General features: G+C 68.4%; 16 protein-coding genes and 1 riboswitch. Of the genes, 7 read left to right on the top strand and 9 right to left on the bottom strand.

The annotated features are described in order from the left end of the window. Window positions 1–29: 29 nt before the first annotated feature. Together lpdA and lipA are read right to left on the bottom strand one after the other, a co-directional pair. Window positions 30–1,403 (bottom strand): dihydrolipoyl dehydrogenase, encoded by a 1,374-nt coding sequence (gene lpdA, locus OYT95_RS23610; protein ID WP_268789247.1) that lies wholly within the window; start codon window positions 1,401–1,403, stop codon window positions 30–32. 35 nt (window positions 1,404–1,438) lie between these two features. Beyond that, window positions 1,439–2,368, bottom strand: coding sequence for a lipoyl synthase (gene lipA, locus OYT95_RS23605; protein WP_268789246.1), 930 nt, complete (start codon window positions 2,366–2,368; stop codon window positions 1,439–1,441). Between the two features lie 281 nt (window positions 2,369–2,649). Continuing rightward, a riboswitch (glycine riboswitch) is annotated at window positions 2,650–2,741 on the top strand. A 197-nt stretch (window positions 2,742–2,938) separates the two neighbouring features. On the opposite strand from lipA, the gene gcvP reads away from it, so the two are divergent. Genes gcvP through OYT95_RS23580 form a run of 5 tightly spaced genes read left to right on the top strand, consistent with a single transcriptional unit; the run spans window position 2,939 to window position 10,024 of the window. Next, window positions 2,939–5,818 carry an aminomethyl-transferring glycine dehydrogenase gene (gcvP, locus tag OYT95_RS23600; protein ID WP_268789245.1) on the top strand — a complete coding sequence of 960 codons (2,880 nt, stop codon included), beginning with the start codon at window positions 2,939–2,941 and terminating at the stop codon, window positions 5,816–5,818. Continuing rightward, window positions 5,815–6,930 carry a glycine cleavage system aminomethyltransferase GcvT gene (gene gcvT, locus OYT95_RS23595; RefSeq protein ID WP_268789244.1) on the top strand — a complete coding sequence of 372 codons (1,116 nt, stop codon included), beginning with the start codon at window positions 5,815–5,817 and terminating at the stop codon, window positions 6,928–6,930. The genes gcvP and gcvT overlap by 4 nt, the downstream gene beginning before the upstream one ends. A gap of 38 nt (window positions 6,931–6,968) precedes the next feature. Continuing rightward, window positions 6,969–7,373, top strand: a complete 405-nt coding sequence (gene gcvH / locus OYT95_RS23590; protein ID WP_037239775.1) for a glycine cleavage system protein GcvH — start codon at window positions 6,969–6,971, stop codon at window positions 7,371–7,373. Further along, window positions 7,370–8,638 (top strand): serine hydroxymethyltransferase, encoded by a 1,269-nt coding sequence (gene glyA, locus OYT95_RS23585; protein WP_268789243.1) that lies wholly within the window; start codon window positions 7,370–7,372, stop codon window positions 8,636–8,638. The genes gcvH and glyA overlap by 4 nt, the downstream gene beginning before the upstream one ends. Before the next feature lie 3 nt (window positions 8,639–8,641). Then, window positions 8,642–10,024: an L-serine ammonia-lyase gene (locus OYT95_RS23580; RefSeq protein ID WP_268789242.1), complete on the top strand. Its 1,383-nt coding sequence runs from the start codon at window positions 8,642–8,644 to the stop codon at window positions 10,022–10,024. A gap of 69 nt (window positions 10,025–10,093) precedes the next feature. Here the strand turns inward: OYT95_RS23580 and OYT95_RS23575 are convergent, their stop codons facing one another. The 3 genes from OYT95_RS23575 to OYT95_RS23565 form a co-directional block, all read right to left on the bottom strand. Further along, window positions 10,094–11,602, bottom strand: coding sequence for a carboxyl transferase domain-containing protein (locus OYT95_RS23575; RefSeq protein WP_128642316.1), 1,509 nt, complete (start codon window positions 11,600–11,602; stop codon window positions 10,094–10,096). Then, window positions 11,599–12,801 carry a CaiB/BaiF CoA transferase family protein gene (locus tag OYT95_RS23570; RefSeq protein ID WP_128641048.1) on the bottom strand — a complete coding sequence of 401 codons (1,203 nt, stop codon included), beginning with the start codon at window positions 12,799–12,801 and terminating at the stop codon, window positions 11,599–11,601. Before OYT95_RS23570 ends, OYT95_RS23575 begins: the two co-directional genes overlap by 4 nt. Window positions 12,802–12,964: 163 nt before the next feature. Then, window positions 12,965–14,326: an SLC13 family permease gene (locus OYT95_RS23565; RefSeq protein ID WP_268789241.1), complete on the bottom strand. Its 1,362-nt coding sequence runs from the start codon at window positions 14,324–14,326 to the stop codon at window positions 12,965–12,967. Between the two features lie 196 nt (window positions 14,327–14,522). Here OYT95_RS23565 and OYT95_RS23560 point away from each other — a divergent pair, with 196 nt between their 5' ends. After that, a complete protein-coding gene (locus tag OYT95_RS23560) occupies window positions 14,523–15,218 on the top strand; it encodes a FadR/GntR family transcriptional regulator (RefSeq protein WP_037239763.1) in 696 nt (231 codons plus the stop codon). A gap of 6 nt (window positions 15,219–15,224) precedes the next feature. Here OYT95_RS23560 and OYT95_RS23555 read toward each other — a convergent pair whose 3' ends face one another. The 3 genes from OYT95_RS23555 to OYT95_RS23545 are packed head-to-tail and all read right to left on the bottom strand — an operon-like array spanning window position 15,225 to window position 19,482. Further along, complete coding sequence (locus OYT95_RS23555) at window positions 15,225–16,406, bottom strand: CaiB/BaiF CoA transferase family protein (protein WP_268789240.1); 1,182 nt, start codon at window positions 16,404–16,406, stop codon at window positions 15,225–15,227. Continuing rightward, complete coding sequence (locus tag OYT95_RS23550; protein WP_268789239.1) at window positions 16,403–18,118, bottom strand: acyl-CoA dehydrogenase family protein; 1,716 nt, start codon at window positions 18,116–18,118, stop codon at window positions 16,403–16,405. Before OYT95_RS23550 ends, OYT95_RS23555 begins: the two co-directional genes overlap by 4 nt. Beyond that, window positions 18,115–19,482, bottom strand: a complete 1,368-nt coding sequence (locus OYT95_RS23545; protein ID WP_268789238.1) for an MFS transporter — start codon at window positions 19,480–19,482, stop codon at window positions 18,115–18,117. The genes OYT95_RS23550 and OYT95_RS23545 overlap by 4 nt, the downstream gene beginning before the upstream one ends. Before the next feature lie 143 nt (window positions 19,483–19,625). Between OYT95_RS23545 and OYT95_RS23540 the strand changes: the two genes are divergently transcribed. After that, complete coding sequence (locus tag OYT95_RS23540) at window positions 19,626–20,516, top strand: LysR family transcriptional regulator (protein ID WP_128641043.1); 891 nt, start codon at window positions 19,626–19,628, stop codon at window positions 20,514–20,516. Window positions 20,517–21,099: 583 nt separating this feature from the next. Here OYT95_RS23540 and OYT95_RS23535 read toward each other — a convergent pair. After that, window positions 21,100–21,780, bottom strand: a complete 681-nt coding sequence (locus OYT95_RS23535; RefSeq protein WP_268789237.1) for an epoxide hydrolase N-terminal domain-containing protein — start codon at window positions 21,778–21,780, stop codon at window positions 21,100–21,102. Window positions 21,781–22,001: the final 221 nt, after the last annotated feature.

Here is a 22,001-nt window from a genome sequence, read left to right as displayed (position 1 = left end):
GCCAGCACACTTTGCCACTCACATGGGGGTCAGACGTGGACGTGGAGCGGTTTGCCGGCCACCGCCATCAGCGCCTCACCGAGCGCCTCGCCCTGTGTGGGGTGGGCGTGGACGAACTTCGCCGCCTGCGCGGCGTCGACCTGGAAGTTGTAGAGCAGCTGCGCCTCACCGATCAGCTCACCGACTCGGTCGCCGACCATGTGCACGCCGACGACCACCCCGGTCGGCGCCACCACGAGCTTGACCGCCCCCGACGTCTTCAGGATCTGGCTCTTGCCGTTACCGGCGAGGTCGTAGGTGACGGTCTCGACCTTGTCGCCGAACTTCTCCCGGGCCGCGGTCTCGGTCAACCCGACGGACGCGACCTCGGGGTGGGAGTAGGTGACCCGCGGAATGCCGGTCTCGTCGATGGGGTCGGGGCGCTGCCCGGCGATCTCCTCGGCCACGAAGATGCCCTGCTGGAAGCCGCGGTGAGCCAGTTGGAGACCGGGGACGATGTCGCCGACCGCGAAGACGTTCGGGACCGTGGTGCGCAGTCGGTCACTGGTCACCACGAAGCCTTTGTCGAGCATCACACCGGTCTCCTCGTACCCCATGGATGCGGTGTTGGGTCCTCGCCCCACCGCGACCAGCACGACGTCGGCGTCGAGTACGTCGCCGGAGTCGAGCGTGACGGACACTGCATTCTCGTCCTGCGTCACCTCGGTCACCCGCACACCTGTCTTCGCGGTGATCTTGCGACGACGGAATGCGCGCTCGAGGTACTTGGAGATCGTCTCGTCCTCGTTCGGCACCAGCCGCGGCATCGCCTCGACGATCGTCACGGACGCACCGAACGACGACCAGACACTGGCGAATTCGACGCCGATGACACCGCCGCCCAGGATGATCGCCTTCTCGGGGACCGACGGCAGCACGAGCGCCTGATCACTGGTGACGACCCGGCCGCCGATGCTGATGCCGGGCAGCGTCTTCGGCGACGACCCCGTTGCCAGGACGACGGCGCCGCCCGTGATCAACTCGCCGTCGACCTCCACTCCGTTGGGTCCGACCAACCGTCCACGGCCGTTGACGACGGTGATGCCGTACGCGTCGACGAGGCCCTGCAGTCCCTTGTGCAGTCGGGTGACGATGGTGTTCTTGTAGCTCAGCACCTTCTCGAGGTCGACACCGCCGAACGTGACGTCGACACCGAACTGCGAGGCGGTGCGGGCACTGTCCGCGACCTCGGCGGAGTGCAGCAGCGCCTTCGTCGGAATGCACCCCTGATGCAGGCACGTGCCGCCGAGTTCGTTCTCCTCGATGAGAATGACCGAACGGCCCAGTTCGGCCGAGCGGATGGCGGCCGCGTAGCCGCCGGAACCGCCGCCGAGGATGACGACATCTGCAGATCGGGTGGACATGGGAACTCCTTGCTGGAACGGACGAGAAAGGGGATTCAGTGAACGGCGTTCGCGGCGACGGCCTCCGCGTGCAGGCGGCCGGCCCGGTAGGAGGAGCGCACGAGCGGACCGGACAGGACGCCGAGGAATCCGATCTCACGGGCGATCTCGTCGAGCTTGACGAACTCCTCCGGTTTCGCCCACCGCTCCACCGGGTGGTGCCGGGCCGACGGCCGCAGATACTGCGTGATCGTGATCAACTGGCAGCCGGCGGTGTGGAGGTCCCGAAGTGCCTCGATCACCTCGTCGGTGGTCTCCCCCATCCCGAGGATGAGGTTCGACTTGGTGATCAGGCCGTCCTCCCGAGCCCGCGTGATCACCTCGAGGGAACGCTCGTAGGTGAAGGCAGGCCGGATACGACGGAATATCCGGGGAACGGTCTCCACATTGTGCGCCAGTACTTCCGGGCGGGTGCCGAACACCTCGCGTAGCTGCGCGGCGTCGGCAGTGAAATCGGGGATCAGCAGTTCGACGCCGGTACCCGGGCACAAGTCGTGAATTTGCCGCACCGTCTCGGCGTACAGCCAGGCGCCGCCGTCCGGCAGATCATCGCGGGCCACGCCTGTGACGGTGGCGTATCGAAGGCCCATGGTCTGCACCGACTCCGCGACCCTCCTGGGCTCTCCCCGATCCAGTGCGGCGGGACGGCCGGTATCGATCTGGCAGAAGTCGCACCGCCGGGTGCACTGGCTTCCGCCGATGAGGAACGTCGCCTCACGGTCCTCCCAGCATTCGAAGATGTTGGGACACCCGGCCTCCTGGCACACGGTGTGCAGGTTCTCGCGTTCGACGAGGGCTGCGAGTTCCCGGTATTCGGGGCCCGTCCGCATCTGCACCTTCATCCACGACGGTTTGCGTTCGACCGGGGTCTTTGCGTTGCGGACTTCGAGGCGGAGCAGTCGGCGGCCGTCAGGGACTGCAGTCATGTGAACTCCTAGGACCGGTCGAAACCGGTCGGTATGCGACGTCGGGCCCGCGCGGTGGACAGCGCGGCACCGGGAAGGGTGAGCGGGGAGAGCGAGCACACATCGACAACCGTTGCGGCTGCGGGCATCTGGGCTCTGGTCGCCCGGCGTGTGCGGTCACGTCGGAGCGAAGATCCATCGAGGATGCCAAACGACGTGGACTTTTGGCAAGACCGTCGGTCCGAGGAGACAAACCCGGGGCGCCTGTGTACTGTTTGGCCAATCACAACTGAAGACGCCGTTGACGCGCAGCGGGAGAACCTCCGTCTCGGAGGCGCCGTAGGAGCAACTTCCTCCCCGGGAATCTCTCAGGCCCCAGTACCGCAGCGCAGAGGCAACTCTGGAGAAAGCGTCGGCCGTACGGCCGGAACTTACCGAAGGTGAAGAGCACGCCGCAGTTGCGGTGCGCCCAAACTCTCAGGTTTCAGGACAGAGCGGGGAGGTGCCCCCTTGTCGATGTCCGGTGCGGTCCGGACTCAACGAAACCGGAGTCACCTCTTGCCAGCAGAACCCCGCACCGCCACTCATGGCGTGCCCCTCACCAGCGACTTTCCCTCGCGCCACATCGGCCCGGACGCCGACGCGTCCCGGCGCATGCTCGGCACCCTCGGCTACGGCACCCTGGCGAACCTGATCGACAGCGCGGTGCCGGAGCAGATCCGCAGCTCACAGCCCCTGAGTCTGCCCGCGGGGCGGTCCGAGCAGCAGGTGCTCGCCGATCTGCGGGCCCTGTCGGAGCGCAACGAGACCCGCGTCCAGATGATCGGTCTCGGATACTCCGACACCGTCACGCCCGCGGTGTTGCGGCGGAACATGCTGGAGTCCCCGGCCTGGTACACGGCCTACACCCCGTACCAGCCGGAGATCTCCCAGGGCCGGCTGGAGGCGCTGCTGACGTTCCAGACCGTCATCGAGGATCTCACCGCGCTTCCCCTGGCCGGCGCCTCGCTGCTCGACGAGGCAACCGCCGTGATGGAGGCGGTACTGCTGATGCGGCGCGCGAACAAGCCGAAGGCCGCCACCAACCGCGTCGTCCTCGACGCGGACTGCCTGCCGCAGACCCTGGCCGTCGTCCGGGGACGAGCGAAGGCGGTGGGCATCGAGGTGGTGGTCGCGGACCTGTCCGGGGAACTGCCCGACGGTGACATGTTCGGGGTGGTCTTCCAGGCGCCCGGGGCGAGCGGCGCGGTGCGCGACCTGGCTCCGATGATCGCCGCGGCACAGACGCGTGGTGCGTTGACCACCGTCGCGGCCGATCTGCTGTCGCTCACGATCCTGACGCCGCCCGGCGAGCAGGGCGCCGACATCGCGGTCGGGTCGGCGCAGCGTTTCGGTGTGCCCCTGTTCTTCGGCGGACCGCACGCCGGCTACATGGCCGTGCGCAGCGGACTCGAGCGCATGCTGCCAGGCCGCCTCGTCGGAGTATCCGTCGACGTCGACGGGAAGACCGCCTACCGGCTGGCGCTGCAGACCCGCGAACAGCACATCCGGCGTGACAAGGCAACCAGCAACATCTGCACGGCGCAGGCATTGCTCGCCAACGTCGCCGCGATGTACGCCGCATACCACGGCCCGGAAGGGTTGCGTGCCATCGCGAACCGGGTGCACGCCCACGCGACGACCATCGCCGGCAGCCTCCGCGCCGCCGGTCACACGATCGTCCACGACACCTTCTTCGACACGGTTCTCGTGCGGGTCCCGGCGGGCGCCGAGTCGATCGTGGCACTCGCCGATCGCGACGGCATCAACCTCCGTCTCGTCGACGCCGACCACGTCGCGATCGCCTGCGACGAGTGCACCACCGACGACATCGTGCGGCGGGTGGTCGCCGTGTTCGGCGCACAGCCGACGACCGTCGCGGTGCCCGAACTGCCGTCGGCGCTCGCCCGGACGTCGGACTACCTGCAGCACGGCGTGTTCCACAGTCACCGGTCCGAGACGGCGATGCTGCGCTTCCTGCGCACCCTGTCGGACAAGGACCTCGCGCTCGACCGCACCATGATCCCGCTCGGATCGTGCACCATGAAACTGAACTCCGCCGTCGAGATGGAGCCGATCAGCTGGCCCGGCTTCGCGTCCATCCACCCGTACGCCCCGGCTGCACAGACGGCCGGCTACCTCGAACTCGTGGCCGACCTGGAACGGTGGCTCGGTGAGATCACCGGTTACGACCGGGTGTCGTTGCAGCCCAACGCCGGATCACAGGGTGAGCTGGCCGGTCTGCTCGCGATCCACGGCTATCACGAGTCCCGCGGCGAACTCGGCCGCAACGTCTGCCTCATCCCCCAATCCGCGCACGGAACCAACGCCGCGTCCGCGGTTCTCGCGGGCATGAAGGTCGTCGTCGTCGCGACCGCGGAGAACGGCAACATCGACTTGGGCGACCTGCGCGCGAAGATCACGGCACACGAGGGTGCGGTGGCCGCCATCATGCTGACCTACCCGTCCACGCACGGCGTGTACGAGAACGACGTGCGGACGGTCTGCGATCTGGTGCACGAGGCCGGCGGGCAGGTGTACGTCGACGGCGCGAACCTCAATGCGCTGGTCGGTCTCGCGCAACCCGGCAAGTTCGGCGGCGACGTCTCACACCTGAACCTGCACAAGACGTTCTGCATCCCGCACGGCGGCGGCGGACCCGGTGTCGGGCCCGTCGCGGTGCGCGAGCATCTGGCGCCCTTCCTGCCGGGCAATCCGCTGGGCGGCGACGACCTCGGCACCCCGGTGTCGGCGGCCAACTACGGATCGGCGGGCATCCTGCCCATCACCTGGGCGTATCTCGCGCTGATGGGGCCGGACGGGCTGACGAGCGCCACCGAAACCGCGGTGCTCGCAGCCAATTACGTTGCCAGGTCACTGGACCCGCACTTCCCCGTGCTCTACACCGGACCGTCCGGCCTGGTGGCGCACGAGTGCATCCTCGACCTCCGGCCCGTCACCAAGGCGACCGGAGTCACCGCCGAGGACGTCGCAAAGAGGCTGATCGACTACGGCTTCCATGCACCCACCCTGTCGTTCCCCGTCAACGGCACGCTGATGGTGGAGCCGACCGAGTCCGAGGACCTGGCCGAACTCGACCGCTTCATCGAGGCGATGGTCTCCATCCGCCGCGAGATCGACCTGGTCGGTGACGGCGTGTGGCCACTCGAACGCAGCCCACTGCGACAGGCCCCGCACACCGCCGAACAGGTGACCGCCGACAACTGGGACCTGCCCTACCCGCGCCACCTCGCCGCCTACCCCGTCGCGTCGCTCCGCGCCGCCAAGTACTGGCCCCCGGTGCGCCGCATCGACGGCGTTCACGGCGACCGCAACCTCGTCTGCTCGTGCCCGGCGCCCGAGGCCTTCGAGAACACCACCGACATCGACACTTCGGCCATCGCCGAGACCCCCGAGGAGGCCTTCGCATGACCCTCACCACGACGCCCACCTCCCCGCTGCTCGGCGAGCACGGCGCCCTCGGCGCCCATTTCACCGATTTCGCCGGCTGGCAGATGCCGCTGAAGTACGACAGCGAACTCGCCGAACACCACGCAGTCCGGACCGCGGCGGGGCTGTTCGACCTCTCGCACATGGGCGAGATCGCCGTCACCGGACCCGAGTCCGGAGCGGTCCTGGATTACGCTCTGGCCGGCGAACTCTCGAAGATCGGGGTCGGCAGGGCCAAGTACTCCCTCCTGTGCAATGCGGACGGCGGAGTCATCGACGATCTCGTCGTCTACCGTCTCGCCAACGAGCATTTCCTCGTGGTCGCCAATGCGGCCAACGCGCCGACGGTGCACCGCGAACTGGCGGCACGCGTCGAGGGCTTCTCCGCGAACGTCGACGATCAATCCTCGGAGACCGCGCTGATCGCGGTGCAGGGACCGGCCGCCCAGGACATCGTGCAGTCCCTGGTTCCCGCTCAGTTGGTCGAGGCGGTGGCGGAATTGAAGTACTACGCCGTCACGCGCGCGGTGGTCGCCGGCATCGACGTCCTCCTCGCCCGCACCGGGTACACCGGGGAGGACGGCTTCGAACTCTATGTTCCCAACGACCAGTCCGTGCAGTTGTGGCGCGCACTGCTCGACGTCACCACGGCCCGCGGGGGCGTCCCCGCCGGCCTCGCCTGCCGCGACACCCTCCGCCTCGAGGCCGGAATGGCGCTGTACGGCCACGAACTGACTCTCGACACGAATCCGTACGAGGCCGGGCTCGGCAAGGTGGTCCGGCTGAACAAGGACTTCGTCGGCCGCGATGCCCTGCAGACGTTGTCGGATCAGGCGCCGCAGCGGGTGCTGGTCGGCCTCGCGGGTACCGGTCGCCGGGCCGCCCGCGCCGACTACACCGTGTTGGACGCGGCCGGCGAGTCCGCGGTCGGCACCATCACGTCCGGGGCGTTGTCTCCGACGCTCGGCCATCCGATCGCGCTGGCGTTCGTGGACGTCGCGTTCCGCGAACCCGGTACCGAACTGACGGTGGACATTCGAGGCAAGAAGGAACCGTTCGTGGTCACCCCGTCGCCGTTCTACCGCCGCTCCTGAACCGTTCCCACTCCCTCAGCCCTGGAAGAGGTACCGCCATGTCTTCAGCAGCTTTCCCCGACGACCGCAGCTACACCGACGACCACGAGTGGGTCCTGATCGAGCCGGGCGCCACGCTCCCCGACGAGCCGGTCCGCGTCGGCATCACGTCGGTCGCCGTCAACTCGCTCGGCGAGCTCGTCTTCGTCGACCTGCCGGAGGTCGGGTCGACCATCGTCGCCGGTGAATCGTGTGGCGAGGTCGAATCCACGAAGACCGTGTCCGAGCTGTACCCGCCGGTGAGCGGCCGGGTCACCCTGATCAACACCGCCGCCGTCGACGACCCGGGACTGGTCACCTCCGACCCCTACGGCGAGGGCTGGCTGTTCGCCGTCCAGCCGTCCGCCGCCGGCGAACTCCTCACCGCGGCCGAGTACGCCGAGAAGAACGGCGTGCAGGCATGAGCGTCCTGAACCGCGACCTCGCAGATTTCGATCCGGACGTCGCCGCACTGATCGGCAAGGAGCTGGGGCGTCAGCGCACCGGCCTCGAGATGATCGCGTCGGAGAACCACGCACCCCTTTCGGTGATGCAGGCGCAGGGTTCGGTGCTCACCAACAAGTACGCCGAGGGCTACCCGGGCCGGCGCTACTACGGCGGCTGCGAGCACGTCGACACGCTCGAGCAGCTCGCCATCGACCGCGTCAAGGCACTGTTCGCCGCCGAATACGCCAACGTGCAACCGCATTCCGGTGCCACCGCGAACGCCTCGGTGATGCACGCACTGATCAAACCCGGTGACACGATCCTCGGACTGGCCCTCGCCGACGGCGGTCACCTCACGCACGGCATGCGCCTCAACTTCTCCGGCAAGCTCTACAACGTCGCCGCCTACGGGGTGTCCGAACAGGACTACCTCATCGACATGGACGAGGTGGCGAAGGCGGCGCGCGAGCACCGGCCGCAACTGATCATCGCCGGCTGGTCGGCCTACCCCCGGCACCTGGACTTCGCCCGCTTCCGGGAAATCGCCGACGAGGTCGGCGCGTACCTGATGGTCGACATGGCTCACTTCGCGGGCCTGGTCGCCACCGGATTCCACCCGTCCCCCGTCCCGCACGCGCATGTCGTCACGTCGACGACGCACAAGACGCTCGGCGGACCCCGCGGCGGCATCATCCTGACCAACGACGCGGCCATCGCGAAGAAGATCAACTCCGCGGTGTTCCCCGGCCAGCAGGGCGGTCCGCTGGAACACGTGATCGCGGGCAAGGCAACGGCGTTCAAGATGGCGGCCGAACCCGAGTTCGCGGAGCGTCAGGAACGCTGCCTCGACGGCGCGAAGGTACTCGCCGAACGGCTCAGCCGACCCGACGTCAAGGAGGCCGGAATCAGCGTCCTCACCGGCGGCACGGACGTGCACCTCGTCCTCGTCGACCTGCGGGATGCCGCGATCGACGGGCAGCAGGCCGAGGACCGCCTCGACGCGATCGGAATCACCGTCAACCGCAACGCCGTTCCGTTCGATCCGCGGCCGCCGATGGTGACGTCCGGACTACGCATCGGCACCCCGGCACTCGCCGCCCGCGGCTTCGGCCGGGACGACTTCGCGACGGTCGCCGACCTGATCGCGCAGGCCCTCGTCGCGCCCGCCGACGCGGACACGTCCGGGTCGGCCGCCCAGGTCCGGGCACTCGCGGACAAGTACCCCCTCTATCCGGGTCTGTAAGTCGTGACGATCAGTGTGTTCGACCTGTTCTCGGTCGGTATCGGACCCTCGAGTTCGCATACGGTCGGGCCGATGCGGGCGGCGGGCACGTTCGTCGACGACCTCGACACACTCGGCCTCCTCGGGGACGTCGCCGGTGTCCGTGTCGATCTGTACGGATCGCTCGCGGCCACCGGCGCCGGGCACGGCACCATGTCGGCGATCCTCCTCGGCCTCGAGGGATATCGGCCGGAGACCATCGCCACCGAGGAGATGGAGACGCGGCTCGACGAGGTGCGGGCGAGTCGGCGGATCCGCCTCGACGGTGTAGTGGACATTCCGCTCGCCGAAGACGAGATGGTGCTGCACCCGTTGACGGTCCTGGACTTTCACCCCAACGGCATGACCCTCACCGCCACCGGCGTGCACGGCCGCGAACTGCATGCGCAGACGTACTTCTCGATCGGCGGCGGATTCGTCGTCACCGGCGCCGAACCGGAAGTCTCGGTCGGCGCAAGCTCGAATTCGCTGTCGTTCGGGTCCGCGCGCGAACTGCTCGACCTCAGCGAGCATTACGGTCTCTCGATCAGCGAGATCATGCTCGAGCACGAACGCACCCTCCGGCCCGAGCCGGAGGTCCGGGCGCGGCTACTGCACATCCGTGACGTGATGGTCGAGTGTCAGCAGCGCGGAATCGGCCGGGACGGGTACCTGCCCGGCAGTCTGCGGGTGCGCCGACGCGCCCGCGGCTGGTACGAGCGGCTGAACGTGGAGGATCCGGGTCGTGAACCCGCGTTCGCGGAGGACTGGGTGAACCTGGTGGCCCTCGCCGTCAACGAGGAGAATGCGTCCGGCGGACGGATCGTCACCGCCCCCACCAACGGCGCGGCCGGCATCATCCCGGCGGTCCTGCACTACGCGCTGCACTACACCCCCGCCGGGAAGGCGGATCCGGACGGCACGTCGGTGCGATTCCTGTTGGCGGCAGGCGCAATCGGATCCCTGTACAAGGAGCGGGCGTCGATCTCCGGGGCCGAGGTGGGCTGTCAGGGCGAGGTCGGGTCCGCGGCGTCCATGGCCGCCGCCGGACTCGCCGAGATCCTCGGCGGCACCCCCGAGCAGGTGGAGAACTCGGCGGAGATCGCGATGGAACACAGCCTCGGTCTCACGTGTGATCCCATCGGCGGCCTCGTGCAGATCCCGTGCATCGAGCGCAACGCCATCTCGGCGGGCAAGGCGATCAACGCCGCCCGGATGGCGCTGCGCGGCGACGGCACCCACCGTGTCAGCCTGGATCAGGTGATCGAGACGATGCGGGCCACCGGCGCCGACATGAGCTCGAAGTACAAGGAGACCTCCACCGGCGGTCTCGCCGTGAACGTGTCGGTCAACCTGGTCGAATGCTGACGTAAGTCTTTCGCGGACCAGGGGACGGGCGCGGTGCCGGGGATCCGATCGGGATCCCCGGCGCCGCGGTCACGCATGTGCGGGTTGCAACAGACCGATCCGGTCGAATCGCTCCGCACGGTCGGAGAGTCGCTGGGTGGTGTCGGCCGCATCGAGGACCGACAGCTCGCGGTGGAGCACCGCACCCACCCGGGTGCAGAACGCCGTGGATTCGTCTGCCGCGTCGGGGAATTCGGGGATCACCTCGTCCACGATGCCGCTGGCGAGGAGATCGGACGACCGGATTCCCTGCCGGGCGGCCATGTCCGGAGCGTGCGCGATGTCGTGGTGCAGGATCGCGCTCGCGCCTTCGGGGGGCAGGGGTGACAGCCAGCCGTGCTGGGCCGCGAGCACCCGATCGGCCGGGATCAACGCGAGCGCGCCGCCGCCGGTGCCCTGCCCGAGCAGCAGGGAGATGGTGGGGACGTCGAGCGAGACCATGTCGGCGATGCAGCGCGCGATCTCGCCGGCGAGACCGCCTTCCTCCGCCTCCTTCGACAACGCCGCTCCCGCGGTGTCGATGACCGTCACCAACGGCAGGTTCAGTTCCGCCGCCAGCCGCATCCCCCGGCGGGCCTCCCGCAGCGCCCCCGGGCCGAGTGGCGACCGCGTGGTCTGCCCACGACGGTCCTGGCCGAGCAGGACGCACGGCATGTCACCGAACCGGACGAGAGCGAGGATGAGTCCCGGGTCGACCTCGCCCTGACCGGTTCCGTTGAGCGGAAGGACATCCGACGCGGAGTGGAACATCACCTCACGCACACCGGGCCGGTCCTCGCGGCGCGAGGCGACCACCGAATCCCACGCGGGGACGTCCGGCAGACTCGCGTGCACGGGGGTTTCGGCGAGCGGCGACCGGCAGGCACGGCTGGAGGTGATGATGCGCAGCGCGCGGTCGACGATCTCGGCGAGCTGGTCCGGTGGCCGCACCGCGTCGATGAGTCCGTGCGCGTGCAGGTTCTCGGCGGTCTGGACACCCGCCGGGAACGGTGACTCGTACAGCGCCTCGAACACGCGGGGTCCGAGGAAGCCGACGAGCGCTCCCGGTTCCGCGATGGTGACGTGGCCCAGCGATCCCCAGGACGCGAACACTCCGCCGGTCGTGGGGCTCCGGAGGTAGACGAGATACGGCAGATGGGCCTCCTTGTGTTTGATCACCGCCGCCGTGATCTTGACCATCTGCAGGAACGCGGTCGTCCCTTCCTGCATTCGCGTGCCACCCGACGTGGGCAGGGCGAGCAGCGGAAGGCGTTCGCGCGTGGCGCGGCGGATCGCGGCGACCAGACGCTCGCCCGCGGCCACACCGATGGAGCCGCCGAGAAAACCGAATTCGCAGACGAGGATTGCCGTTCGGCGGCCGCGGATGGTGGCCACCCCGGTCAGAACCGCCTCGTCGAGGCCGGTCTTCTCCTGTGCGCGAAGAAGTTCGTCGGCGTACTCGGTGTCCGCCGCGACCTGGATCGGGGGCGTGTCCCACGACTCCCAGGTGCCGGCGTCGACCACGAGGTCGATCAGTTCGTGTGCGGTCAGGCGGGTCATCGGACCGACTCCCGCAGCAGCCATTCGGACACGGTGTCGTTGTCCGCGCCGAGCACCGGCGGTGCGGTGTGCTGGGTGCGGGTGACCTCGGTGCCGTCCGGTTCGAAGAACCGCAGCGGCGGGCCGGGCAGCGTGATGTTGCCGAGGGTGCGGTGGTCGACGTCGATCAGCAGTCCCTGGGACTTGGTCTGCTCCCATTCGTAGACTTCGGAGATCGTCCGGACGCGTCCCGCGGGCACCCCGATGCGGTCGAGTTCGACGAGAAGTTCGTCGCTGGTGTACGCGCCGAATACGTCCTCCACCAGTTCCAGGACCTGCTTGTGGTTCTCGACGCGCTCCGGGTTCGTGGCCATTCCGGGGGTGTCCGGATCGAGGTGGAAGCCCGCGCAGAACCTCTTCCACAGCCCTTCACTGCCGACCGAGATCTGGACGGCGCCGTCGGCGGTGCGAAACAGCCCGTACGGCGAGATCGAGGGATGGTGGTTGCCCTGCGCCTCCCCGACCTCACCGGCGACGGTCCACTTCGTCCCCTGGAAGGCGTGCACCCCGACGACGCCGGCCAGCAACGACGTGCGCACGACGCGACCCCGACCGGTGCGCTCCCGTTCCTGCAGGGCGGCGACGACGCCGAACGCCCCGTACATGCCGGCGAGCAGATCCGCGATGGGCACGCCGACGCGCTGGACGTCGTCGGGATTGGGTCCGGTCAGCGACATCAGTCCGGCCTCGCCCTGCGCGATCTGGTCGTACCCCGCGCGTCCGCCCTCGGGTCCGTCGTGACCGAAGCCGCTGATGGACAGGACCACCAGGCGCGGGTTCAGCTCCGCGAGACGTTCGGTGGTGAATCCCAGGCGGTCGAGGACGCCGGTGCGGAAGTTCTCCATGAGGACGTCGGCGCGCCGGACCAGGGCTTCGAGGGTGGCCCGTCCGTCGTCGGCCTTGAGGTCGAGGGTGATCGACTTCTTGTTCCGATTGGCGGACAGGAAGTACGTCGATTCCCGCTCCGCGTCAGCCGGGTTCACGAAGGGCGGCCCCCACCCGCGGGTGTCGTCGCCGCCGTGCGGGGTTTCGATCTTGATGACGTCCGCGCCGAGGTCGCCGAGCATCATCGCCGCGTGGGGACCCGCGAGTGCGCGGGTCAGATCGACGACGACCACTCCTTGCAGCGGGCCTGTGCGCTCCATCGTTTTCGTGGACATGTGAAACCACCGTTACTTCCTGGCGAGAGCCGCGAGAGCTGGACTGTTGGTGCAGTGACCTAGTGGACTAGCCAATTAAATGAAACATCTGATCCGGCCGATGTCAAGAGTTGAAAATCGACGTGCCGGGCGGGCGGCGGGCCGGGCGCCTACCCGTCGACCGTCAGAGCCAGCCGGGTACGACCAGAATCGCCCAGGCCGCGAGTGGACCGATGGCGACGACGAGCGCGCTGTACTCGAGGATCTGCTTGTAGAAGCGGTCTCGATCGACGTTCTGCGCGTTCGCGAGGACCAGCGCTCCGTTGGTCGAGAAGGGGCTGACGTCCACGATGGTCGAGGAGATGGCGAGGGCGACGATGACTCCCACCGCGCCCACCTCACCGGCGAGAAGGAACGGGACTGCGAGCGGAATGGTCGCTCCCAGAATTGCCGTGGACGACGCGAACGCGGAGACGATGGCCCCGATGTAGCAGAGGAGAAGGGCAACGAGGAGAGGCATGCCCAGGCTTGCGACCGCGTTTCCGACGTACTCGACGGTGCCCGCCTCCTGCAGGACTCCCACGAAGGTGAGGACACCACCGATGAGCAGCACCGTCGACCAGCTGATCTGCGCGATCGCGCCCTTCTGGGCCTTCGGCGAGGCGAGCGCCAGGATGACGGCCACCGTCATCGAGATGAATCCCACGTCCAGGTCGAGGATCAGCGAGAACACGGCGAGCGCGGCGAGACCGACCAGGGTGAGCGCCTGATCGAATGTGACACGAGGCTCGGGCGAGCCGGCCAGGGTCTGCGTCGGGCGCACCTTGGTCGCCGTGGCCCCTCCCGAGCGGGAGTCGCCTCCGGTCGCGGGCGCTCCTCCGCCCGAACCACCGGCGCCGCTTCCTCCGATGTCCTCGGCGGCGTCGTCGTGGACGCTGCGCCCGATCAGGTCCCGTCCGCCCAGGAAGACGAACAGCAACACCCCGATCGCGGCATTGAACAGGAGGCTTCCGAGGAACAGCGTGAGCGGGCTGTTGGTCAATCCCGCCTTGGTCGCGATGTCGTTCACCGTGACGCCGTAGATGCTGATCGGCGAGAATCCGCCCGCCTGGGCCCCGTGCACGACCATCATGCCCATGAGCAGGGCGTTGATCTTGTACCGGGCGGCGAAGCCGAGAGCGATCGGCGCGACGATCGCGACGGCGGCGGGGCCGAGCGCACCGATCGAGGTGAGCACCGCGGTGATCCCGAACATCACCCAGGGGATCAGCGCGACACGACCGCGGACCAGCCGGACCGCCCCGCGGACCATGAGGTCGACGGTCCCGTTGTTCTGGGCGATCGCGAAGAGGTAGGTGATGCCGACCAGCGTGAGAAACAGGCTGCTGGGGAATCCGGCGATGATGTCGTCGCTGCTCATGTGCAGTGACAGGGTTCCGACGAAGAATGCGGCAACGAAGCCGAGGGCGCCCATGTTCACGGGCAGCACGGTCGCCGCCAGGAACATGACGGCGAGCGCAAGTATGGGGATCAACTCGGTCGACATGAAAGTCTCCGGTTCTGTGGCAGTGGCATCTGGTCTCGACCGCCGCCGGCGAGCAAATTGACTCAGTGGCAGATTGGCCTAGCCACTTCATGCAAGCAGTGTCGTGGATCACTGTCAATAGAGACTATGGGTGCGGTTACATGCCTATGCGAGATACCGTGGAGTAGTTTCAGTGGAATGGAGAGTGGGTGGCCCAGTGGCTGAGCAACTGCGTCCGGTAGCACGACCGCGGCTGTACGAGGTGATCGTCGAACAGCTCTGCGCCCATATCGCCGACCACGAGATGACGCCGGGCGACCGCCTCCCCGCAGAGCGTGAACTCGCAGCTCAACTCGGTGTGAGTCGCGCTTCCCTGAGTCAGGCGCTCGTCGCCCTCGAAGTGCAGGGTGTGGTGTCGGTCCGGCACGGCGACGGTGCCGTGCTCGTCCGCCGCCCCATCGAGGAACGAGCCGTCAAGGCGCTGCGCGAACACGCAGACCGTCTCCCCGAGGTGATCGAGGCCCGCGAGGCGCTCGAGGTCAAACTTGCCGGGCTCGCCGCCGAGCGCCGGACCGACGCGGAGATGGCGGCGATCGATTCCGCCCTCGCGACGATGGAAACCGAGATCGCCGCGGGAGATCGCGGCGTTGTCGGCGACGAGCAGTTCCACGAGGCCATCACCGTCGCCGCGCACTCGTCACTGCTGGCCAAGCTGATGCACGAGATTTCCGGGCTGATCCGGGAGACCCGGATCGAATCCCTCTCCCAGGCCGAACGCCCGCGGGCCTCGCTCGAAGGGCACCGGCGCATTGCGACGGCGATTCGAGACCAGGACTCCGCGGGCGCTTCCCGTGCGATGGCCGATCACATCCGGATGGTGTCCGACGTCGCGCTGCTGCGCGAGGGCGGGTAACCGGGTCTACCCGCCGACCACCGACTGCGGCCGATGGGCAGCGAGGATCTCGTCGGTGTCGGCGCCCAGTACCGGCGGCGCGGACGTCAGGTGCGGGCGTTCGCCTGCGAAACTGACCGGAAACGCGATCTGCTGCAGGCTGCCGAGCGTCGGGTGGTCGACAGTGCCGATCATTCCGAGTGCCGCAGTGTGCGGGTCGGCGTAGATCTCGTCGAGGTGCCGGATCGGTGACACGGGCACGGCGTGCGCGGTGAGCGTGTCGCACCATTGCTCGACGGTGCCCGATGCGAAGGCCGCCGACAGTTCCCGGTCGAGATCGCCGCGATTCGCCACGCGGTCACGGTTGCGCGCGAATCGCGGGTCGACCGTCAGATCTTCGCGTGCGATCGCCGAGCACAGGCTCCCCCACTGGCTGTCGTTGCCCACCGCGACGACGAAGTATCCGTCGCTCGCGGGAAACGCTTGATAGGGAGCGAGATTCGGATGACCGGATCCCAGTGCGCCGGGACGCTCGCCGGTCGCGAAGTAATTGGTCGCCCAGTTCACATGCAGGGCGAGCTGGCACTCGAACAGCGACGTCGTCACGTACTGCCCTCGGCCGGTCCTCGACCGTTCCACGAGGGCGGCGAGCACGCCGATCAGCCCGAAGAGCGCCGCCCCCAGATCGCCCATCGCGAATCCGGCCTTCATCGGCGCCCCGCCCGGCTCACCGGTGAGTGACATCAGTCCGCCTGCGGCCTGCGCGATCATGTCGTAGCCCGGTTCGTCGCGCAGCGGACCCTCCTCCCCGAACGCGGAGATGTGCAGCACGACCAGATGCGGGTACCGCTCGGACAGCGTCCGGTAGTCGAAGATCCGCTGTAATCCACTGCCGGGCTTGAAGTTCTCGACGACGACGTCGGTCTCCTCCAGAATGCGGTGGATGACGTCTTGTCCCTCTTCCGATTTGAGGTCGACGGTCACCGACTTCTTGCCCCGGTTGATCGCGAGGTAGTACGTGGCGTCGGGGCCGACGAACGGCGGCCCCCACGACCGTGTCGGATCGCCGCCGTCGGGGTGTTCGACCTTGGTGACGTCGGCGCCGAGGTCCGCGAGCGACATGGTGGCGTACGGTCCGGCGAGGATCTTGGAGAGGTCCAGCACCCGGACACCCGCGAGGGGCGCCGGTCCGGTGCGGGTGGCGTTCACAGGAGAACTCCTGTCGCAGAGTCGGATCGGGGTTCGGCGGCCTGCGCGGCGTCCGCGGTGACGTCGGTACCGTCGACGACGGCCGCGAGATGGTGGAGGGCGGCCCCCGGGAGGTGGCCGGTGTCGCCGGACAGGTAGGCGTTCGCGACGAGCAGCGACCGGTAGCCGCTGCCCGAGGTGATCGCGAAGTCGGCGAGGTCGTAGAGCAGGGTGGCCATCGCCGCGCGGGCAAGTTCGTTCGCGTAGCGTGCGCATCCGGCCTGCGCGGAGTCGTCGTCGCCGGCGACCAGCAGGTCGCCTTCCTCGACGAGGTCGTCCCAGCGTCGACGGAGAACGTCGGCGCCGACGGCGCAGTCGGGTCCCCATCCGGCGAGGATGCCGCGCATCGTTTCGGCCAGCCGGCGATGCGCACCGAGCTTGCGCATGCACCGCAGCACGTCCAGGGCGATGACGTTGCTCGACCCCTCCCAGATCGATCCCAGGTGGGCGTCGCGGACCAGCCGGGCGTGGGCCCATTCCTCGATGTAGCCGTTGCCGCCCCGAACCTCCATGGCCTCGCCGGTGACCACCCGCGCCCGCTTGCAGATGTAGTGCTTCGCGAGCGGGGTGAGGACCCGGATCAGGGCACGCGCGGAGTCGTCGCCGCCGTCGGCGGCCTGCAGGCACTGCGCGCTGTACGCGACCAGGGCGAGTGCCGCCTCGGCGTCGAGCGCGAGCGGCAGCAGGGTGGCGCGCATCAGGGGCTGGTCGAACAGGGCCTTGCCGAACACGACCCGCTCCCGGGTGTGGTCGACGGCGTCGCGCACGGCTCGTCGCATCAGGGCGCTCGACCGCATCGCGTTCGACAACCGCGACGTGTTCACCATCTCGGCCATCTGCCGGAACCCGCGGTCGAGTTCGCCCACCTGCAGGGCGTACGCGCCGGTCAGCGACACCTCGCCGCTGGGCATCGATCGGGTGCCGAACTTGTCCTTCAACCTGTCGATCGTGAAGCTGTTGCGCTCGCCGTTCGCCAGAACCTTGGGCACCATGAACATTCCGACGCCGCGGGTGGACTGGTCGTCGCCGCCGGGGAACCGGGCCAGGGTCACGATGACGTCGGCATCGGGATTGGACGCGAACCATTTCTTCCCGGTGAGCCGCCACGCGTCGCCGTCACGCTCGGCCCGGGTCTCCGTGCGGGCGATGTCGGTGCCGGCGTGAGGTTCGGTCATGAACATCGCGCCGGTCATCGCGCCCTCTGGGTCCGTCGACGTCAGCGCGTCGATCCACGGTCCGAACACGTCCGGGTCACCGAACATGCGCAGTGTGCGGGCCGCGGCATCCGTCATCGACACGGGGCACGCCAGCCCGAACTCGGCCTGCACGAACACGTACGACGCGAGGTACTTCACGAGGTGCGGCGGGACTGCGTCCCAGCCGTGCAGGCCGCCGCGGTGCGACAGTGCGGACAGTCCGTATTCGCTGTATGCGGCGCGGCACAGTTCCTGGTAGGAGGGGTGATACGCGATCCGGTCGATGCGTTCGCCGTCCCGGTCGAACTGCTGCAGCACCGGCGGATTCTTGTCGGCGGTGGCGGCGAGGGCGTCGAGTCGCCCGCCTGCGTCGGCGCCCAGCCGGTCGAGCAGGGTGTTCAGCTTGTCCCGGTCGGACGCTGTGGTCCACCGGTCGACGACGGCGCGCAGGGCGGGATCGGTGTGTGCGAAATTCATGAGTGTGCAACATCTTTCCGGGTCGAGGTGTGTTCGGGACGGGACTCGGCGTCGGTCCGGCCCGAGCGGGCTTTCCCGCGGCGGAGCAGCAGGATCATGCAGGCGAGCGAGAGCACGACATAGCTGAGCCCGAGAGCGACGACCGGCCAGATCGAGTCGGTGTGGGTGAGCAGGAACTGGCAGAGCATCGGGGCTGTTCCGGCGAAGATCGCCGTCGACAGCTGATACGACAGCGAGATTCCGGTGTAACGGACGTTGGTCGGGAAGACCTGGGCGAGGATGCCGGCGAGCGCGGCGTAGTACATCGCGTGCGGCGCCGTGGCCAGCACCATGCCGAGCATGGCCAGCGGCACCGACCCCGTCTTGACGAGGAGGAACATCAACGGCAGCAACACGAGTTCGGGCAGCAGCATCCACCGGACCGCCCGCGACGGATCGATCTTCGTGGCCAGCACGGCGCCGAACGGCTGCACGAGCACCTGCGCGACGAGCGCGATCGTGATCACGAGCAGGAAGTCCCCGCGGTCGAATCCGAGATCGGCGGTGGCCCAGGCGAGTGCGAACGTGGTCTTCACATAGGTGATGGCGACACCCGCGACCACGGCGCCGACGCCGAGGACGAGTTCGACGGGGTGCGAGCGCAGCACCTCGACGAGCGGCATCCGGGTGCGCTCCTGGGCGACGACGGCCTTCTTCATTTCCGGTGTCTCCGAGATCCGCAACCGGATGTACAGCGCGACGACGACGAGGGCGGCGGACGCGAGGAACGGCAGACGCCAGCCCCAGGACTCGAACACGCTGTCCGACAACAGCGTCAGTGCCAGGAACGCCAGGGTTGCGAGCAGATTGCCGACGGGCGATCCCTGCTGCGCGAATGCGCCGTACAGCACCTTCTTGTTCGGTGGTGCGAATTCGGTGGCGATGAGCACCGCGCCACCCCATTCGCCGCCCATGGCGATGCCCTGGACCACGCGGAGCGCGACGAGCAGTATGGGCGCCCAGATCCCGATCTGCGAGTAGGTGGGCAGACAGCCGACGCCGACGGTGCCGACCCCCATCAGAATCAGCGTGATGATCACGGCGTTCTTGCGTCCGAACTTGTCGCCGAAGTGACCGAACACGATCCCGCCGAGCGGGCGGGCCACGAACCCGATCGCGAACGTCGCGAAGGCGGCGAGGGTGCCCACCGCGGGCGAGGCGTCGGGGAAGAACAGCCGACCCAGCACGAGCGCGGAGGCGGTGCCGTAGATGTAGAAGTCGAACCACTCGATGGTGGTGCCGACGAAGGCGGTGACACCCGCCTTGCGGGCCTGCCGGGTGCTGTATTCGGGTGGTGCGGCGTCGCGGCCGGGATTCGGATTCACGGTTCTCCCTGACTTTCGTGCTCGGGGGCATCACACCGAGGTGCGGGTGAGGTGTGAATCACTATGCTCGCGAATCCGTGTAGAGTCCAAGACTTAATTCAGCTTGTTTAGGTGATTCAGACACATAGTTGCGAGGAGGGGTCGTGGAACTCCGTCACCTGCACGCCTTTCTCGCGGTCGCGGAAGAACTGCACTTCGGGCGGGCCGCCGAGCGTCTCCACGTGGCGCAATCCCCGCTCAGCCAGACCGTGCGGGCCCTCGAACGCGAACTGGGCACCGACCTGTTCGTCCGCACCACCCGCTCCGTCCGGCTCACGGCCGCGGGCGAGGCGCTGGTGGGGCCGGCCCGGACCATCGAGGCGCAGGTCGGGATCGTGCGGGGCATCGCGCAGGCGGCGGCCGCCGGGGAGACCGGCCGCGTGACCGTCGGCTTCGGCGGCGCAGGCGGCTACACCGTGCTGTCCGTCCTCGCCCGCTCCCTCGCCGACGCCTACCCCGGCATCGAACTGGACCTCCGCCCGCAGATGTACTCCGGTGAGGTGCTCGACGCCCTCACCCGCGGAACCCTCGACATGGGCATCGTGGGACTGCCGGTCCCGCGGGGATTCGCCACCCACACCGTGCGCAAAGAGGCCCTGATGGTCGCGGTCCCGGCCGGGCACCGTCTCATCGACGCGGGTGCCGTCGTGCCGCAGGAACTGGCGAGCGAACGCTTCGTGATCTACCCCGCCGAACACGGATCCGTGGTCCGCGACGCCACGCTCGCACTGTGCGCGGCAGCAGGATTCGCCCCCGTCGTCGCGCACGAGGCGCCCGACCCGTACAGCCTGCTCGCGATGGTCGGCGCCGGGGTCGGAGTGGCCGTCGTGGTGGATTCGACGGCGCACCTCACCATGGACGGTGTCGAATACCTGCCCATCGCCGGCGACGCCCCCACCCTCCCCATCGCCATGGCCTGGCAGGACACCAACCCTTCGCCCGCAGTGCAGACGGTCACCCGGGTACTGCGCGACGTGATCGGGGATGTCGGGTAGCTGCGGCCGCCACCCCGCAGGGGTCGTTCAAGGCCTGCGGCCGTGGAAGGTGCGGCGCAGGTCGCTCACCCAGGCTTCGGGGTTCTCCCAGGGGATGAAGTGGCCGCCGTGATCGTGGGCGTTGACGTTGACGTGGTTGAACCACTCGGCCTGCGGGCCGGTCTCGAACGCCCGGACACGCTCGACGGCGGTGTGGATGCCGGGCGGGTTCTCGTATGTGACGAAGGTGAGGCCGACCGGAGCCTGCACGACCGGGGTGCGGTCGTGGGCGGGAGCCCAGGGGTAGCGGTTGGCGTTGGCGTAATAACGCATCGACGTGGCGATGGAGTTGTTCACCCAGTAGATCGTGGCGTGGGTGAGCAGGTCGTCCCTGGTGAAGACGGACTCGACGTCGCCGCCGTTGTCGCTCCAGGCGTTCCAGCGCTCCAGCAGCCAGGCGAGCAGTCCCGCGGGTGAGTCGCTCAGCCCGTGGGCCAGGGTGGCGCCATCGAGCATGTGTACGGCGAGGTGGGACGCCGAACGGTGGTCCAGCTCGATGATGCGGGCACGGACGTCTGCGGGCTGGTCGTCGGCGAGGGGCCGATTACGGGCGAAGTCCCAGGCGCGTGGGCCGGTGAAGAAGTCGAGCGGCAGCCCGGAGCCGATGTGGATGCCATACAGTTCGTCGGCGTACTTGTGGCCGAGCTGGCTGGAGACGATCCCGCCGATGTCGCAGCCCCCGGCAGCGTACTTCTCGTATCCGAGGGTCTCGGTCATCAGGGTGTGCCAGAGGTCGGAGACCTTCCAGAAGTTGACGTCCGAAAAGCCTGTGAGCGCGCCTTCGGAAACCGAAGCCGGGCAGGGACGGCACGATGACATCGAACGCGTCGGCGGGGTCACCACCGAACGCGGCCGGGTCGGCGAGCGGGTCGATCACCTTCGACCAGTGCCAGAACGTCCACGGCCAGCCGTGGGTGAGGATCAACGGGATCGGGCGCGGGCCGAGGCCGGGCTTGCGCATGAAGTGCACCGGAACACCGGCGACGCTCACCTGGTAGTGCTCGTAGGCGTTGATGGCGGCCTCGGCCTCGCGCCAGTCGTAGCCGTCCCGCCAGTAGGCAACCAGCTCACGGAGATAACCGTCCGGGACACCGTAGAACCAGTCCCCGTTCCCCTCGTCCAGCGGCGGACGAGTCAGTGTGAGACGGGCGCGCAGGTCATCGAGGACCTCGTCGGACACATGGATCGGCGTGGGCTCCAGGGGAAAGGCGTGCGGGATGGTCACGGCTGCTTCCTTACTCGGTGAGAGACACGGTGCCGCCGGCCTGATGGCCGTGACTCGACCACCTTGACACCGGCGGGCGTGACATGCACCAGCACCGCCCGGCCGCCTCGCTCGACCCGGGGCGGCCTGTCATATTTGTGGAGAGCGGTGGTGTGGACCTCGACGATGCGCTCGCCGTTCCGACAAGCGGCGAGAACGAGGCCATCCCGCGGGATCCATCA

It is taken from the genome of Rhodococcus sp. JS3073 (genome assembly GCF_026810085.1).
In the GTDB taxonomy this organism is placed as follows: Bacteria; Actinomycetota; Actinomycetes; order Mycobacteriales; family Mycobacteriaceae; genus Rhodococcus_F; species Rhodococcus_F wratislaviensis.
The sequence above is the reverse complement of the archived record's forward strand: the minus strand, read 5'-3'. Positions and strand labels throughout refer to the sequence as shown.

Bases quoted from the DNA above. Each gene is read 5' to 3' on its own strand.
- lpdA (WP_268789247.1), bottom strand. From the start codon at position 1,403: ATGTCCACCCGATCTGCAGATGTCGTCATCCTCGGCGGCGGTTCCGGC.
- lipA (WP_268789246.1), bottom strand. From the start codon at position 2,368: ATGACTGCAGTCCCTGACGGCCGCCGACTGCTCCGCCTCGAAGTCCGC.
- gcvT (WP_268789244.1), top strand. From the start codon at position 5,815: ATGACCCTCACCACGACGCCCACCTCCCCGCTGCTCGGCGAGCACGGC.
- gcvH (WP_037239775.1), top strand. From the start codon at position 6,969: ATGTCTTCAGCAGCTTTCCCCGACGACCGCAGCTACACCGACGACCAC.
- glyA (WP_268789243.1), top strand. From the start codon at position 7,370: ATGAGCGTCCTGAACCGCGACCTCGCAGATTTCGATCCGGACGTCGCC.
- OYT95_RS23575 (WP_128642316.1), bottom strand. From the start codon at position 11,602: ATGACCCGCCTGACCGCACACGAACTGATCGACCTCGTGGTCGACGCC.
- OYT95_RS23570 (WP_128641048.1), bottom strand. From the start codon at position 12,801: ATGTCCACGAAAACGATGGAGCGCACAGGCCCGCTGCAAGGAGTGGTC.
- OYT95_RS23565 (WP_268789241.1), bottom strand. From the start codon at position 14,326: ATGTCGACCGAGTTGATCCCCATACTTGCGCTCGCCGTCATGTTCCTG.
- OYT95_RS23550 (WP_268789239.1), bottom strand. From the start codon at position 18,118: ATGAATTTCGCACACACCGATCCCGCCCTGCGCGCCGTCGTCGACCGG.